We start from the raw sequence: 13,640 nt of genomic DNA, 5'->3' as shown, positions 1-13,640 counted from the left end.
CCCCCGTCAATTCGTGAGACTCAGTTGGGCCGGGACTCGTGAGACTCAGGTGGGCGGGGACGGGACGGGTCAGGCCGAACCGGGCCGGACGTCGTCGTCCCAGCCCTGCTGTGGGGCCGCGCAGGTCTCGCGGAAGACGAACTGGGACGGGCGCCGGCGCTCCCGGCTGGACCAGTCGATGGCGGGCCGGTGGGTCCGCTCGGGCAGGTAGCCCAGCCGGTAGACCGCCATCAGCTCCAGCTCGTCCGGCACCTGCAGCATCCGCACGATCCGGTCCCACTGCTGCGGTGCCTCCATGGGGAAGGAGACGAATTGGATGCCCATACCCAGTTCCACCGTGGTCAACCAGAGGTTCTCCATCGCGGCCCCCATGCTGAAGACCGAGTAGAAGCCGGACAGCTCCCCGGGCCGGTACTCACCGCGTTCGAGCATGACGCCGATTAGCAAGGGAGACCCGGCGACCAGCTTGCGGTTCTCCTCGCCGAGGGTCTGCGGGACGCGCAGCCGGTTCATCAGGGACTGGCCCGAGGGCGTGAACGCGCGGGAGGTGAAGGGACGCAGCAGGGCGGGCAGCTTGTCGAAGAGCATGCCGCTGCGGGCCGCGTCCATCTCCTTCTGACTGAACCGGAAGTACTTCTTGTACCGGTCGAAGAACGTGCCCGCGCCCATCACCTCGGTCATGCTCTGGCCGCTGATGGCGCCCACCGTCTCGATCGTGGTCCGGTCCTCGATGAGCACGAACCGCCACGGCTGGCTGTTGAACTGCGAGGGCGCGGCCGCCGCGGCCCGGACCAGCAGCTGCTGATGCTCGGGGCTGACGGGATCCGGCCGGAACGGCCCGTTCGTGGTGCGCCGGTTGAACACGGCATCGAGCAGTTCCATGGGTTACCTCCAGGCCAGTAGGAGCGCGGCGGCGTAGCAGGGGGCCGCCGCCAGGGCGTCGTGGGTGTGCCGGTTCAGGGGCCGTGCTCCGTGCCGCTGCAAGAGGACCAACGGAAGTGCGGCGGGAAGCAGGGCGACGGCGGCCGGAGACCGCCGCGCTGTGCAGACGACGGCGGCCACGGCCGTCGTCGTGACGGTCACGGTGTAGAGACCGTGATGGACCCAGCGGATGCTCGACGTATCGATCCACCGGAGGGCCACCGAGGCACCGAGCGCGCAGTTCGCCGCATAGGCGCCGGCGGCTGCCGTGACCAGCGTGCGGACCAGCGTCATAGCCCTCCTCGTCAGCCGGCGATCTTCACGCCCATCGTGCCACACGCCGACCCGCCGAGCTCGGCCCGCGCGCCTGTGCTCCACGCAGCACCCAGCGCCCTTCCCGCTGAGCCCGGCCGTCACCGCCGCCGCGGCCACTCCCGTCACGGCCAGCCCCGTCACTACCCAGAAGACCGAGACCGCCCAGACCGCGCAGACGGCCCCTACTGCGGAAACCGCGGAGACGACCGAGCAGGCCGGCGCCGCCTGGGATGAGAGCGCCTTCCGCGGCGCCGTCGAGGTCATCGAAGGCACGAACGAGACCCCCGAGATCCTCGAGGGCGTGGTCTTCGACGACCAGAATCAGAACTCCACCCAGGACCAGGACGAACCCGGCATCGCCGACGTCACCGTCTCCAACGGCCGCGACGTGGTCACCACCGATGAGGACGGCGCCTACGAGCTGCCGGCCTTCGACAACATGACCGCGTTCGTCACCCAGCCGGCCGGCTACCAGGTGCCCGTGGACGAGGACAACGTGGCCCAGTTCCACTACAACCACCTGCCCGAGGGCTCCCCCGAGCTCAAGTACGGCGGCCTGGAGCCCACCGGCCCCCTGCCGGACGCCGTCAACTTCCCGCTGTCGCAGGACGAGGACGCCGCCGCCTCCACCCAGGAGTGCCTGGTGGGCGGGGACGTGCAGACCTACACCGAGGAGGAGATCGAGTACGCTCGCGCCGGGGCCTTCGCCGACCTGGCGGCCCGTTCGGGCTACGAGAACTGCGGCGCCCTGTTCGTGGGGGACGTGGCCGGTGACGACCTGTCCCTCTACCCGGGCATCCGCACCTTGACCGAGATGATGAACGGCCCGGCCCGCTTCCTGCCCGGCAACCATGACATCGACTTCGATGCCACGGAGCAGGAGCACGCCTTCGACTCCTACCGTGCGGGCCTCGGCCCCGAGTACTACTCCTACGACGTGGGCGATGCCCACTTCGTGGCACTGAACAATGTGGAGTACCCCTTCTCCGGTGACACCCAGTACAACGGGGCCATTGACGAGGAGCAGATGGAGTGGCTGCGCCAGGACATCGCCAACACTCCCGAGGACAAGCTTGTGGTGATCGCCGCCCACATCCCGCTGCTGGGATTCGCGGACCAGGGCGGCACGCAGCACCAGACTGACCAGGTCAAGGAGATTTACGAGCTGCTGGAGGGCCGCGAGGCCATCTCGTTGGCCGGCCACGTGCACGCGATCGAGAACATGCGCGAGGGCGACAGCCTGGCCTCTTGGAAGGAGCTGTTCGACGTGGACGAGCTGCCCTTCCCGCACCTGACGGTGGGCGCCATCTCCGGCGACTGGTACTCGGGCGAGATGCTCGACGGCGGCTACCCCACCGCCCTGCAGCGGGACGGCGCCTACCCGGGCGTGCTCACCATGGATATCGAGGGCAACCAGGTCTCCGAGTCCTTCACCCGCACCGGTGACGACGGCTCCGACCAGATGTCCGTGGGCCTGAACACCCCGGCCTACCGCGGCTGGTTCGAGGAGCACATCGACTCCGAGGACGCCGCTCCGGAGTTTGAGAACCCGCTCACCGTGGGCCAGGACGACCTGGCGGACACCTGGCTGACCACCAACTTCTTCATGGGGGCCACCGGTTCCACCGTGGAGGTCTCGGTGGATGGCGGCGAGGCCGTGGCCGCAGAGCGCACCCAGCAGATGCAGGGTGAAGAGCAGCTCGTCGGTGCCGAGTACTCGGACCCGACGGCCGTTCAGGAGCAGCTGGTCCACGGCGGCTCGGTGGCGGACCGCACTTCCCACCTGTGGCGTCTGCCCCTGTCCGAGGGCCTGGAGGCCGGCGAGCACACCGCAGAGGTGACCGCCACGGACGTGCACGGCAACGTCTCCACCGAGTCCCTGACGTTCGAGGTCACCGAGGGCTCCACGGAGCCGGAGGAGCCGATCACCTTCTCGGACAACCCAGAGGGCTCGGCGTTCTACGCCCCCGTGCAGTGGATGGCCAGCAACAGCATCTCCACCGGCTACACGGACGGCACCTTCCGCAAGTACCGGGACGTCACCCGTGCCGAGACCACGGCCTTCCTCCACCGCTACGTCAAGCCCGAGTTCGAGGCCCCGGAGCAGAGCCCGTTCGAGGACGTCACGGACGCCAACTCGTTCTACGATCCGATCACCTGGGCCGCCGCCGAGGAGATCACCCTCGGCTACGCCGACAACACCTTCCAGCCCTACCAGTCGGTGACCCGCGGAGAGTTCGCCACCTTCCTCTACCGCCTCGACGCACCCGAGCACACGGTCCCGGAGGACACCCCCTTCGAGGACCTGAACACCGGCAACATCCACTACGAGGCCATCACCTGGCTGGCCTCCCAGGGCATCACCATCGGTGACACCCAGGGCCACTTCAACGCAGCAGACCCCGTCACCCGCGGCGAGATCTCCGCCTTCCTCGAACGCTATGACAACACCCAGAACTAACGAGGAAATGCGCTGATGAAGTAAGCCGCTGACGCAGCACACCCGCTGACGCGGTCCAGCACCGCCCCCGAGCCACTCGGCTCGGGGGCGGAGCTGTTTCCTCTACAGACCCGCCCTCACACCAGTACGAGGAAGAGCACCCCGACGAGTCCGCCGAGGAGAGAACCGAGCACCACATCGCTGATCTGGTGGCGGTCGAGGTAGACCCGTGACCAGGCGACGCCGGCCCAGCCCAGGACGGCCAGGAGCAGCACCACCCAGGACGAGAGCATCGCCGGAAGCACGACAGCGGCCACGGCGGCTATGAGGGCATGGATGCTGATCTTGATCCGGGTATTGATGGCCATGACCGCGAGCAGTGTCCCGACCGAGAGGGCCGAGACCACACGGAGTTCCATACTGGTGGGGATCACGAACACCAGGACGGTGCCGATGAGCACGGACCCCAGGGTCAGGGCGTAGTACAGATGCCGTTGACGGCGGTGGCGGATGAACTTGTCACTGACCATGCCGCGGTGGGTCAGGTACAGGGAGATCCCTTGCGGGACGACGGCGATGGGCACCGCCGTGATCACGGCGCTGCGGACCCAGCACGGGTCAGTCAGCAGGGCGACCACGGTGAGCAGAGCGGCAACGACCGTGAAGGGACTGAGCACCTCGGTCAGGACACGCGCCAGGGGGTACAGCCGTCTGCGCGGCCACACGTCGCTCGCGTCAGGCCTGCCGGCGACATCGATTCGTTCAGACAACGTGGCACCCCCTCCGGCTCCAGGCTAACTGTCGCACGGGTCGGCGCCCGTAGTGCACGCTTAGGTGGTGAGCTCGCCCGTATCCGCTCTGAGGTGTTCTGCGAATCGCAGGGAGCATAGGCTGGTCAGGTAGAATCGAGGAGAATGAATGGAGGCCGCCATGACGCTCGTTGACGCACGTGCGACGCACGTAGAAGAAGCCGTTCACAGCGCTGAACTCGAAGGATTGAGGGTGTCTGAGGGCACTCTCGCCGACGCGGACTCATACGTAGCTGGGCAGATCAACTCGGACGAGCTTGTAGACCGGGTTCGTGCAAGGTATGGCCTCTCCTGATTTCATCGACCCGTATCTGATTCCGGGGACCGAGGTTCTCCGGAATCGCATCGGAGCAACGACTGCGACCGAACGTTCCTGGCGCTGACCCTTTCATGCCCTGGCGATTCATGGAGAGAGCCGCCGCAATCTGCTTCGAAGAGCTAGCTGAGCAAGATCACTTGGTTGGACTTTCCCGAAATAAGTTCGTGGAGCATCTCGCCTATCACTACGAGAAGATCAACTACATCCACCCATTCAGGGAGGGAAACGGCCGCACCCAGCGCATTTTCTGGAATCGAGTTTCGTTGCGAGCAGGTTGGCAATTGGACTGGCGACCCGTCCATGGTGAAGAAAACCATGTAGCGGCCCGCGCAGGGTCTGATCAACAAGATCTCGGACCGTTGCGTCGAATGTTCGACAAGATCGTGAAGGTACCGGAGGGCGTCGGCACTGAAGGTTGGCTAGGTGAGGAGATGCGGCGCATATCGATCAATCCCCAAGGGGACCGTTGATCGGGTGACGCCATGATTTCGATGTCCCTACAGTCCCCAATTGAATTTCTGCCCGCAAAGTGATTAAGCGCTGCCCGGCAGCTCTGCCCCCGCCCAGCGGGGCCCATATCCCAGCACGACGGCGGTGCGCGTCTCATCCGCGCCGGTGCCGTCCTCGTCGGAGAAGTCGGTGATGATGGTTCCGGCCTCAGCGTCGGCCCGCTTGCCGGCGTCGCCCGGCTCGCCGCTGCCGGTGGCGCGGATCAGCTCGATGTCCAGCCAGGAGGCGTCCGGGTCGTCGGGCCAACCGGCCAATGACTCGGCCACCCCGCGCCCCCACTCCACCACGGTGACCGAGCGGTCCACGGTGGCGTCCAGGTCCAGGTCGGACAGCTCTCCGGCCGAGCCCAACCGGTAGGCGTCCACGTGCACCAGGTCCGGCCCCTCGCCGCCGGTACCGCGAGAACCGTCAACACCGCCGGAACCGTCAGCGCCCTCAGAACGCCCCACCACCGAGGGGTGAATGCGGGAGATCACGAAGGTCGGCGAGATGATGCCCTCGCGTACGCCGAGCCCGGCGCCGAGGCCCTGGGTGAACGTCGTCTTGCCCGCGCCGAGCTCGCCGGTCAGGATCAGCACATCCCCGGCCCGCAGCGCCGACGCGAGGCGCGCGGCCCACGTCTGCGTCGCCTCGGCCCCGTCCAGTTCCACCTCGATCCGCAGTACCGGCTCGGGCCATCGCGAGGCCGCCCCGGTCAGATCCTTCATCGCCGTTCCCCTGATCGTCGCCGCAACCCTGCCGACGCACCCACGATTTCTGCCCGCACAGTGCAGGAGGCGGCGGCGCGACGCCGCTGGGGCGCCGTCACACCCACAATTTCTGCCCGCAAAGTGTGGGGTGCGGTGAGCATCCTCACCGGCTCTCCCCCGTCGGGGCACCCACATCTTCGCCGGGCCGGCTGTCCACGTGGATCCGCGGCACCCGGGCCCCGATCCGGGTCACGAGCTCGTAGTTGATGGTGCCGGCGGCGGCGGCCCACTCGTCGGCCGCGATCCCGGAGGCCGGCCCGAACAGCTCCACGGACGCACCCACGGGGGCCACGGCCGGGTCGTCGGTCTTCAGGTCCACCACGAACTGGTCCATGGCGATCCGCCCGGCCACCTCATACCGCTGACCGCCGATCGCCACGGGCGCCGCGATCGTCGGGCGCGGGATGCCGTCCGCGTATCCGAGGGGGATGAGCGCCAGGCGCGTGGCCGCCGCGGTGCGGTAGCGGTAGCCGTAGGAGATCCCCTGGCCGGCGGGCACTGCCTTGTTCTGCGCCACCGTGGTGGTCACGGTCATGGCGGGAAGCAGGTCGAAGTCCGCGGCGGGGCGGTCGGAGAAGGGGGTGAGCCCGTAGATCCCGAGGCCCGCGCGGACGAGGTCCAGGTGGGAGTCGGGGCGGTGCAGGATGCCGGGGGTGTTGGCGATGTGCCGCACGTCCGGGTCCACGCCGGCCTCCCGCGCGGTCTCGACGGCCTGGTGGAACAGCTCCAGCTGCTCATCGGTCTCGGACTCGCGGTCCTCCTCATCGGCCACGGCCAGATGGGAGAAGATGCCGACCACGCGGATCAGTCCCGAGTCCTGCAACTCGGCTGCCCGCGCCACCACGGCCGGCCAGTCCTCTACGGTGGCCCCGTTGCGGCCCAGCCCCGTATCGATCTTCAGGTGCACGCGGGCCGGCCGCTCCAGGCGCTGGGCGGCCTCGGCGATCGGCTCGAGTTCCCAGCCGGAGGCCCCGAGGTCGATGTTCTCCTCCACCGCCCGGCCGAACGGGGTGCCGGTGGTGTGCAGCCAGGCGAGCATGGGCGCGGAGACGCCGGCCTCCCGCAGCTCGAGGGCCTCGGAGACATGGGCCAGCCCGAGCCAGGTGGCCCCGGCATCCAGCGCCGCACGGGCCACGGGCAGGGCGCCGTGGCCGTAGGCGTCCGCCTTGACCACGGCCATCAGCGCGGCCGGCTGCACCCAGGAACGCAGCGTGGCCACGTTGTGCCGGATGGCGGCCAGGTCCACGACGGCGGCGCGCTCGGCCGGTCCGTTGCGCTTCAGTGGCCCCGTGGTGCTGGAGGTGCCGGTGGGACCGGATCCGGGGTGGGGGCGGTCCCGGAAGGGATGACGGTGCTCGGGCAGGTAGTCAGTCGACATAGTGCCTGCCATTCTTCCACCCGCCGGGGACGCGGTACCGGCAGGCGGGCCGCACACCGCGCAATTTCCTGGATGTCGGAGAAGAAGTCGGAGAAACTCACCTGACCGGCGACCTCGAGAGTAAGCCGCCCAGCACGGGCGGCCCGGTCACGTAGGGGACGAGTACGGACCCGCCTTACCCCCGGCGGGATCGGCCCCTAGGTTCGAGACCATGAAGGGCATCATTCTGGCCGGGGGCACCGGCTCCCGACTCCACCCGATCACGCTCGGCGTCAGCAAACAACTGGTCCCGGTCTATGACAAACCGATGATCTACTACCCGCTGTCCACCCTCATCCTGGCCGGCATCCAGGACATCCTGATCATCACCACCCCGCACGACGCCGGCGCCTTCCACCGCCTGCTCGGTGACGGTTCGCGCTTCGGCATCAACCTCACCTACACCGTCCAGCCCTCCCCCGACGGCCTGGCCCAGGCCTTCCTGCTCGGCGAACACCACATCGGCAACGACACGGTAGCCCTGGTCCTCGGAGACAACCTCTTCTACGGCTCCGGTATGGGCGAACAACTCGAACGCTTCCAGGACCTCGAGGGCGGCGCCGTCTTCGGCTACCGCGTCCAGAACCCCTCCGCCTACGGCGTCGTGGAATTCGATGAGACCGGCCGCGCCATCTCCCTCGAGGAGAAACCCGCCGAACCCAAATCCAACTACGCCGTGCCCGGCCTGTACTTCTATGACAACGACGTCATCGAAATCGCCCGGCACCTCACCCCCTCACCCCGCGGCGAACTCGAGATCACCGACGTCAACCGCCACTACCTGGAAGCGGGACGGCTCCAGGTCTCGATCCTGCCCCGCGGCACCGCCTGGCTGGACACCGGCACCTTCGACGACCTCAACGACGCCTCCGACTTCATCCGCACCGTGGAGAAACGCCAAGGCCTCAAGGTCTCCGCTCCCGAAGAAGTCGCCTGGCGCCGCGGCTTCCTCACCGACGACCAACTCCGCCGCGTCGCCGAGCCCCTGCTCAAATCCGGCTACGGCAAGTACCTCCTCGGACTGCTCGAGAACGAACGCAGCATCCCCGAACTGAGCCTGCGCGCGGCGTCCTGACCGTCCTCAACTTCCTCAGCGTCCTCAGCGTCCTCAACGTCCTCCACGTCCTGAGACACCATGGCCGTCACGGCCCGCGCTGGTCCGGCACAATGAAAGTCATGCGACACCTGACCTTCTGCGGACTGGCCATCTCGTTCGACGACCGCGTGCTCGAGCCACGGCCCTGGACCGAGGCGCAGTCCGCGTGGGCGGCCGAACTGCTGGCCGAGGCGGCACCGGGCCCGGTGCTGGAACTCTGCGCCGGCGTCGGGCATATCGGTTTGGGCGCCGTGCGGGACACGGACCGCCGCCTGGTCATGGTGGACGTGAACCCCGTGGCCGAGGAGTTCGCCCGGCAGAACGCGGCGGCGAACGGCCTGGAGGAGCGCATCGACTTCCGCCTGGCCCGGCTGGAAGACGCCCTGGCGGAGGGCGAGCGCTTCGCCTTGGTGGTGGCGGACCCGCCGTGGGTGCGCTCGGCGGACACCTCACGGTTCCCCGAGGATCCGGTGCTCGCCATCGACGGCGGCGACGACGGCCTCGACCTCGCGCGGACCTGCGTGGGACTCATGGACCGGCACCTGGCCAACGGCGGCTCCGGCCTGCTCCAGCTCGGCACCACGGCGCAAGCGGAGACGATCGCGGCCGAGGCCGCCCAGCGCCCGGAGGGTTGCGTCAGAGTCGTCGAGACCCGCGCCTTCGACCGCGGCGTACTGGTGCGCCTCGCGCGCTGATCCACCGTTGATCTGCCACTGATTTGGCGCTGACCAGATCCTGATCTGGCGCTGACCTGGCGCCGGTCTGTGACCCCTGGCGGGGCTAGCATGGAGGCATGACTGAGACCGAGCAGGGCACCACGAGCGAAGGCCTCTATGACTTGTTGCTCGACAGCCCCGACCTGCAGGCGTTCGTGGAGGACTTCACCACAGCGTTGCACGAGGGCATGTCCACGAACCCCGGTGTTCTGTGGTGTTCGGTGACCGTCTTGCGCCAGAAGCGCGCGGCCACCATGGCCTCGAGCGAGGACTGGGTCAACGATCTGGACATCCAGCAGTACGAGTTGGGCGACGGGCCGTGTCTCACGGCGGCGGCCGAGCTGGCGACGCAGTTTGTGCCGGACTGCGCGTCCGATGAACGCTGGCCCGCTTTCACCTCGCAGGCGGCGGAGGCCGGAGTCAGTTCCATCCTGGCCTTCCCCTTCGACCTGGCCGGTGAGGCCTCCGCGTGCTTCAACATCTACTTTGCCGATCACCAGAGTTATGACGCGGTCTCACGCCATGAGTTGGAGAGCATCTTGGGCATCACGTCCAAGGGTCTGCGCCTGGCGGTGCGCTTGGCGCGTCACCGGGAGACGCAGGCGGATTTGGACGCGGCCCTGCGGTCCCGCACCTCCATTGACCTGGCGGTGGGCATCATCATGGGTCAGAACCGGTGCTCGCAAGAGGAGGCCTTCAAGATCCTGACCGAGGTCTCCAGTCACCGCAACATCAAGGTCCGCGACCTGGCCACCAGTCTGGTGGAGAAGGTAGGCCAGGCCGCGACCGAGACACACTTCGATCGCTAGGCGGACTGGTCCGCCAGGTCAGGCACGCGACCTGGCGAACACGCCAACCGTGGTCATGTGGTGGGTATCCGGCGCGAGGTCGTAGACCTGCACGGCCTCCAGCCTCCACCCGAGCTCGTTGAGGCAGCGGGTGTCCTGGGCGAACGCCGCCAGATCCCCGGCGACGTACACGATCTTGCCGGGTTGCAGCTCGTGCACCCGGCTGAGCACCGCGCGCCCGGCACCCGGCCGTGGTGGGTGCATCACCACGGTGTCCACACGGCGGCCGGCGAGTCCTCCGTGAGAGAACCCGGCGTCCGGGGCATGCAGCCAACCGCTCAGCACCTCTTCGACCGTCCCAGTGAGCGTGACCGCCTGGCGAACACCCTGCAGGTTCTGCCGGGCATCGCCGCTCGCACGGGCATCCGCCTCGACGGAGAGGACTGCCCCGTTCCGACCGGCCGCCTCAGCCAGGAAACGGGAGTACAGGCCCGCCCCGGCATAGAGATCTGCCACCACGTGTCCGGCCTGGACGCCAGCGGCGTCCATGACGGCCTCGACGAGGGTGACCGGGGCGTCGCGATGAACCGGCCAGTACCCGTCTCCGGTGACTCGGAAGGTCTGGGCACCGAACCGCTCCGAAGACACCTCTTCCTGGACCCAGGCACGGCCGCACAGCAGAACGTCCTCCGCCCTTCCTCTCCGTGCCGTCTGGGTCCCGATCTTCCTGGCCTTGCTCACGGCCACCACGGCAGAGACCTTCTTCGGAAGCCTGGACAGCTGGCGCCGCCAGACCGTCGAATAGCTCTTCAAGGTCTCCGGTGAGTCGGCGATCTGCGGAAGCGGAGTGATCGTGACGAGGGCTTCACGGCCGTGGGTCGGCGTGGCGACCAACACGGTGCTGGCGCCGGAGAAGTCAATCTCCCACAGGTGCAGCTCATTGAGCTCGTGGACGGCCAGAGGGATGTTGCTCACGGGAATGGTGCCCGCGCCACTGTGGACGGGCATGGACAACCGGCCGCCCGCAGACACGGCGAAGGTGGTGCGGGTGCGCCAATGCAACCCGGCGGGTTCGTCGGCCGTCATGCCGTGGACGAGGACCTCCACGTCCTCCATGGTCTGCCGGCCCAGCCGGACCATGGTGTCCCGGAAGACCTGGGCTTTGAGCCGACGCTGGTACTCCAGCACGATGTGGCCGAACTCCGCGCCCACCACGGGCTGACGGCCCGCCGGATAGGACCGGAGTGAGTCGGCCAGCTTCCACTGGTTCAAGCGCCGGAACTCCGAGGGGCGAATCACCTTGACGGTGTCGGCCCGCCAGAACTGATCCGAGGAACCCGCCGCGGTGAGTTCCGCCATGACGGTTTCACCGGGGATCGCGTGGCGGACGAACACCGGCCTACCCTGGTGGCGAGCCACACAGTGACCACCATGGGCCATGGGGCCGACCTTCAGAATCAGCCGCGCCGGATCAGGATCTGACGGCGAAGCGGGACCTGGAGGGCTGGGGACGATAGTCCGGACCGGCCCGGTCAATACGGAGGCCTGATGATCAACGCGCAGTGAGTGCTCCACGATTCTCCTGAAAGTCGCTTCGGAAGAGCCCACTGCTAGACCCATCTGCCACGCTAACCGAAATCTCGTCGGCCGCCTAGCGGTTTCGGAAACGTGGTCACTACCGGCCTGGTCCAATGGGCCGCCCGAGCTCTCAGCCGACGGGTGGGTCCGCTGAGAGCCCGGGCGTCAGGAAACACCAGGGATCGTTGGGGTCAGTGGCGTCGATCGCGACGGCCGGCGTCCGGGCCGTCTTCATCCACCTCGATGTCCTCGTGCTGCACGGTTCCGGCGACCCGCTCCGTGTCCTGGACCTGGGTCTTGTCCACGGTGACCTTTTCCGCGGTGGCCGTCTTGTTCACCACGGGGACCTCTTCGCGGGTGGTCACCTCAACCTCCTCGTCTCCGGTCTCGCGGCGCGCTTCGGCCGAGTTCGGGTCGATGGGCTCCCGGTCCACCACGATCTCCTCCCGAGTCACCGGCACCTCCACCGTCTCCGTGTCGGTGTAGGAGTGCTTGCGCAACCGCACGCGGCCGGTCTCGTGAACCTCGGTGCCGACGTTGAGCTGCTCGTTCCGGGCGGTGACGGACTCGGTGTCCGTGCCGACATCGCGGCGTGCATCGCCCCTGGTGTCACGCCCGGCATCGTGTTCGACGCCCGGGACGGTGCCCGCCGTGTCCCGGCCGCTGCCGGTGGTGTCCCGGCCGGTGCCCGAAGAGTCGATGGAGTAGTACTCGTAGATCCGCTGTTCCTCCTGCGGAGTCAGAGACCCATCGGCATCGACGTTCGGTGCATCCTTGACGAACGCCTTGTCGAAGGGAACCTGCAGTCCGTCCCGGGAGGGGCTGGCCTCCGCGACCGGAACGAAGGTCTCTTTGGCTCCGAAGAGTCCCGTCTTCACCGTGACGAAGGTGGGCTGGTTCGTGCGGTCATCGAGATACACCTGGCCGACTGATCCGATCTTCTCGCCATCCGTGCCGTAGACGGTCGCATCCTGAAGTTGCTCGACAGTGTTGTAGTCCTGCATGGCATGCTCTCCTGACTTGTAGCGTCCGGCGTGCGTCCACACACCGGTGGAGTCGGGGCGCTTCCCGCGTGGTGACCGCGAAGGCCCTGCATTGGCCACCCCGCTGCCGCATCCTCTGGGACCGGCCGCAAATGATGGCATGCGTTCAAGCTAACGAGGGCTCAGTGCGGGTGCAATGAACGCGGAACGGTGATTTAAAGTGCGCTCCTCATGGTCGAGTTGGCTTCCCCACTGGACGGCCGGGTCGTTGGCGGCAACGTCGGAAAAGGGAGCAGTTCTGCCGGTCCGCCACCGACCACGAGGGCGTCACCGAGTGGACGCAGGCCTACTCCTTATGGAGTTTGTCCTGGACGGTGCCGGCGGCCTTCTCCACGGTATTCGGCAGTTCAGTGGTGCCGTAGAACCGTGCGTACTGTCCGTCCTGCTGGCCCACGTGAAATCTCTGCGGGTGCTTCCGGAATTCTGAGCGGACGTTCCTTAGGCGGTCTTGACGATGTAGACGTCACAGGAGGCGGAGTGGGCGACGCTGCTCGCAACGCTGCCGAGGACCCGGCCGAGGCCCTTCATGCCCACGTTGCCGACGACTATCAGCTGGGCTCCGGAGCGGGCCGCCTCGGCCACCAGCACCTCTTGCGGTTTGCCTTTGACCGCCATCGCGTGGACTGTCGCTCCGGGCGTCACCTCGCGGAGCCTGGTTGCGATGTTCTCGGCGAGCTTCTGGGCCCGATCTGCGTCGTCGAGGATGAAGGTGTCTCCCCCGCTGCGGATCACCTCGGTGTTGTCCTTCGCATATGCGGTGACAACGGACAGGTCCGCCGCGAGGCCGGCGGCTATGGTGACGGCGCGCGACGCGGCCCTGAACGACGTTTCACTGCCGTCAACGCCGACGATGACTGTTCCTGACATGGCGACTCCTGTGGATGCACTCTGCCGGCTCGGTGCCTGCGGTCTTCGGCAGTGGAGGCCGGATGCCTGACA

14 protein-coding genes are annotated in these 13,640 nt (G+C 67.6%); 6 read left to right on the top strand and 8 right to left on the bottom strand.

All coding sequences use genetic code 11. The annotated features are described in order from the left end of the window. Positions 1–69 precede the first annotated feature (69 nt). Entirely contained in the window at positions 70–882 is an 813-nt protein-coding gene (locus AB0333_RS01340) for a nitroreductase family protein (protein WP_366216971.1), read from the bottom strand. Between the two features lie 3 nt (positions 883–885). Beyond that, on the bottom strand, positions 886–1,215 hold the full coding sequence (locus tag AB0333_RS01335; RefSeq protein ID WP_366216970.1) for a hypothetical protein: 330 nt from the start codon (positions 1,213–1,215) through the stop codon (positions 886–888). Here AB0333_RS01335 and AB0333_RS01330 point away from each other — a divergent pair. Next, positions 1,199–3,697, top strand: a complete 2,499-nt coding sequence (locus AB0333_RS01330) for a calcineurin-like phosphoesterase C-terminal domain-containing protein (RefSeq protein WP_366216969.1) — start codon at positions 1,199–1,201, stop codon at positions 3,695–3,697. The two genes, AB0333_RS01335 and AB0333_RS01330, sit on opposite strands and share 17 nt — an antisense overlap. A gap of 116 nt (positions 3,698–3,813) precedes the next feature. Here AB0333_RS01330 and AB0333_RS01325 read toward each other — a convergent pair whose 3' ends face one another. Further along, the gene (locus tag AB0333_RS01325) at positions 3,814–4,446 is read right to left on the bottom strand and encodes a phosphatase PAP2 family protein (protein WP_366216968.1); all 633 of its coding nucleotides are present in this window, start codon (positions 4,444–4,446) and stop codon (positions 3,814–3,816) included. Between the two features lie 160 nt (positions 4,447–4,606). Between AB0333_RS01325 and AB0333_RS01320 the strand changes: the two genes are divergently transcribed. Together AB0333_RS01320 and AB0333_RS01315 are read left to right on the top strand one after the other, a co-directional pair. Beyond that, entirely contained in the window at positions 4,607–4,780 is a 174-nt protein-coding gene (locus AB0333_RS01320; RefSeq protein WP_366216967.1) for a hypothetical protein, read from the top strand. Positions 4,781–4,890: 110 nt separating this feature from the next. Then, positions 4,891–5,274, top strand: coding sequence for a Fic family protein (locus AB0333_RS01315; protein WP_366216966.1), 384 nt, complete (start codon positions 4,891–4,893; stop codon positions 5,272–5,274). 63 nt (positions 5,275–5,337) lie between these two features. On the opposite strand, the gene AB0333_RS01310 is transcribed toward AB0333_RS01315, so the two are convergent. Together AB0333_RS01310 and alr are read right to left on the bottom strand one after the other, a co-directional pair. Beyond that, entirely contained in the window at positions 5,338–6,021 is a 684-nt protein-coding gene (locus AB0333_RS01310) for a tRNA (adenosine(37)-N6)-threonylcarbamoyltransferase complex ATPase subunit type 1 TsaE (protein WP_366216964.1), read from the bottom strand. A gap of 145 nt (positions 6,022–6,166) precedes the next feature. Beyond that, on the bottom strand, positions 6,167–7,441 hold the full coding sequence (gene alr, locus AB0333_RS01305) for an alanine racemase (protein ID WP_366216963.1): 1,275 nt from the start codon (positions 7,439–7,441) through the stop codon (positions 6,167–6,169). 211 nt (positions 7,442–7,652) lie between these two features. Here alr and rfbA point away from each other — a divergent pair, with 211 nt between their 5' ends. The 3 genes from rfbA (at position 7,653) to AB0333_RS01290 (ending at position 10,101) form a co-directional block, all read left to right on the top strand. Beyond that, a complete protein-coding gene (gene rfbA / locus AB0333_RS01300) occupies positions 7,653–8,555 on the top strand; it encodes a glucose-1-phosphate thymidylyltransferase RfbA (protein ID WP_366216962.1) in 903 nt (300 codons plus the stop codon). A gap of 101 nt (positions 8,556–8,656) precedes the next feature. Beyond that, positions 8,657–9,271 carry a methyltransferase gene (locus AB0333_RS01295; RefSeq protein WP_366216961.1) on the top strand — a complete coding sequence of 205 codons (615 nt, stop codon included), beginning with the start codon at positions 8,657–8,659 and terminating at the stop codon, positions 9,269–9,271. 98 nt (positions 9,272–9,369) lie between these two features. Further along, complete coding sequence (locus tag AB0333_RS01290) at positions 9,370–10,101, top strand: GAF and ANTAR domain-containing protein (protein ID WP_366216960.1); 732 nt, start codon at positions 9,370–9,372, stop codon at positions 10,099–10,101. Positions 10,102–10,119: 18 nt separating this feature from the next. Here the strand turns inward: AB0333_RS01290 and AB0333_RS01285 are convergent, their stop codons facing one another. From AB0333_RS01285 to AB0333_RS01275, 3 genes are all read right to left on the bottom strand, one after another. After that, on the bottom strand, positions 10,120–11,439 hold the full coding sequence (locus tag AB0333_RS01285) for a class I SAM-dependent RNA methyltransferase (RefSeq protein ID WP_366216958.1): 1,320 nt from the start codon (positions 11,437–11,439) through the stop codon (positions 10,120–10,122). Between the two features lie 410 nt (positions 11,440–11,849). Then, on the bottom strand, positions 11,850–12,662 hold the full coding sequence (locus tag AB0333_RS01280; RefSeq protein ID WP_366216957.1) for a PRC and DUF2382 domain-containing protein: 813 nt from the start codon (positions 12,660–12,662) through the stop codon (positions 11,850–11,852). A gap of 477 nt (positions 12,663–13,139) precedes the next feature. Beyond that, positions 13,140–13,568, bottom strand: a complete 429-nt coding sequence (locus AB0333_RS01275) for a universal stress protein (protein WP_366216955.1) — start codon at positions 13,566–13,568, stop codon at positions 13,140–13,142. Between the last annotated feature and the right edge of the window lie 72 nt (positions 13,569–13,640).

It is taken from the genome of Citricoccus sp. NPDC079358 (assembly GCF_040702545.1).
Taxonomy (GTDB): domain Bacteria; phylum Actinomycetota; class Actinomycetes; order Actinomycetales; family Micrococcaceae; genus Citricoccus.
The sequence above is the reverse complement of the archived record's forward strand: the minus strand, read 5'-3'. Positions and strand labels throughout refer to the sequence as shown.

Coding starts and splice junctions, on each gene's coding strand:
- AB0333_RS01335 (WP_366216970.1), bottom strand. CDS start 1,215: ATGACGCTGGTCCGCACGCTGGTCACGGCAGCCGCCGGCGCCTATGCG.
- alr (WP_366216963.1), bottom strand. CDS start 7,441: ATGTCGACTGACTACCTGCCCGAGCACCGTCATCCCTTCCGGGACCGC.
- AB0333_RS01285 (WP_366216958.1), bottom strand. CDS start 11,439: ATGGCGGAACTCACCGCGGCGGGTTCCTCGGATCAGTTCTGGCGGGCC.
- AB0333_RS01320 (WP_366216967.1), top strand. CDS start 4,607: ATGACGCTCGTTGACGCACGTGCGACGCACGTAGAAGAAGCCGTTCAC.
- AB0333_RS01295 (WP_366216961.1), top strand. CDS start 8,657: ATGCGACACCTGACCTTCTGCGGACTGGCCATCTCGTTCGACGACCGC.
- AB0333_RS01290 (WP_366216960.1), top strand. CDS start 9,370: ATGACTGAGACCGAGCAGGGCACCACGAGCGAAGGCCTCTATGACTTG.
- AB0333_RS01340 (WP_366216971.1), bottom strand. CDS start 882: ATGGAACTGCTCGATGCCGTGTTCAACCGGCGCACCACGAACGGGCCG.
- AB0333_RS01275 (WP_366216955.1), bottom strand. CDS start 13,568: ATGTCAGGAACAGTCATCGTCGGCGTTGACGGCAGTGAAACGTCGTTC.
- AB0333_RS01280 (WP_366216957.1), bottom strand. CDS start 12,662: ATGCAGGACTACAACACTGTCGAGCAACTTCAGGATGCGACCGTCTAC.
- rfbA (WP_366216962.1), top strand. CDS start 7,653: ATGAAGGGCATCATTCTGGCCGGGGGCACCGGCTCCCGACTCCACCCG.
- AB0333_RS01315 (WP_366216966.1), top strand. CDS start 4,891: ATGGAGAGAGCCGCCGCAATCTGCTTCGAAGAGCTAGCTGAGCAAGAT.
- AB0333_RS01310 (WP_366216964.1), bottom strand. CDS start 6,021: ATGAAGGATCTGACCGGGGCGGCCTCGCGATGGCCCGAGCCGGTACTG.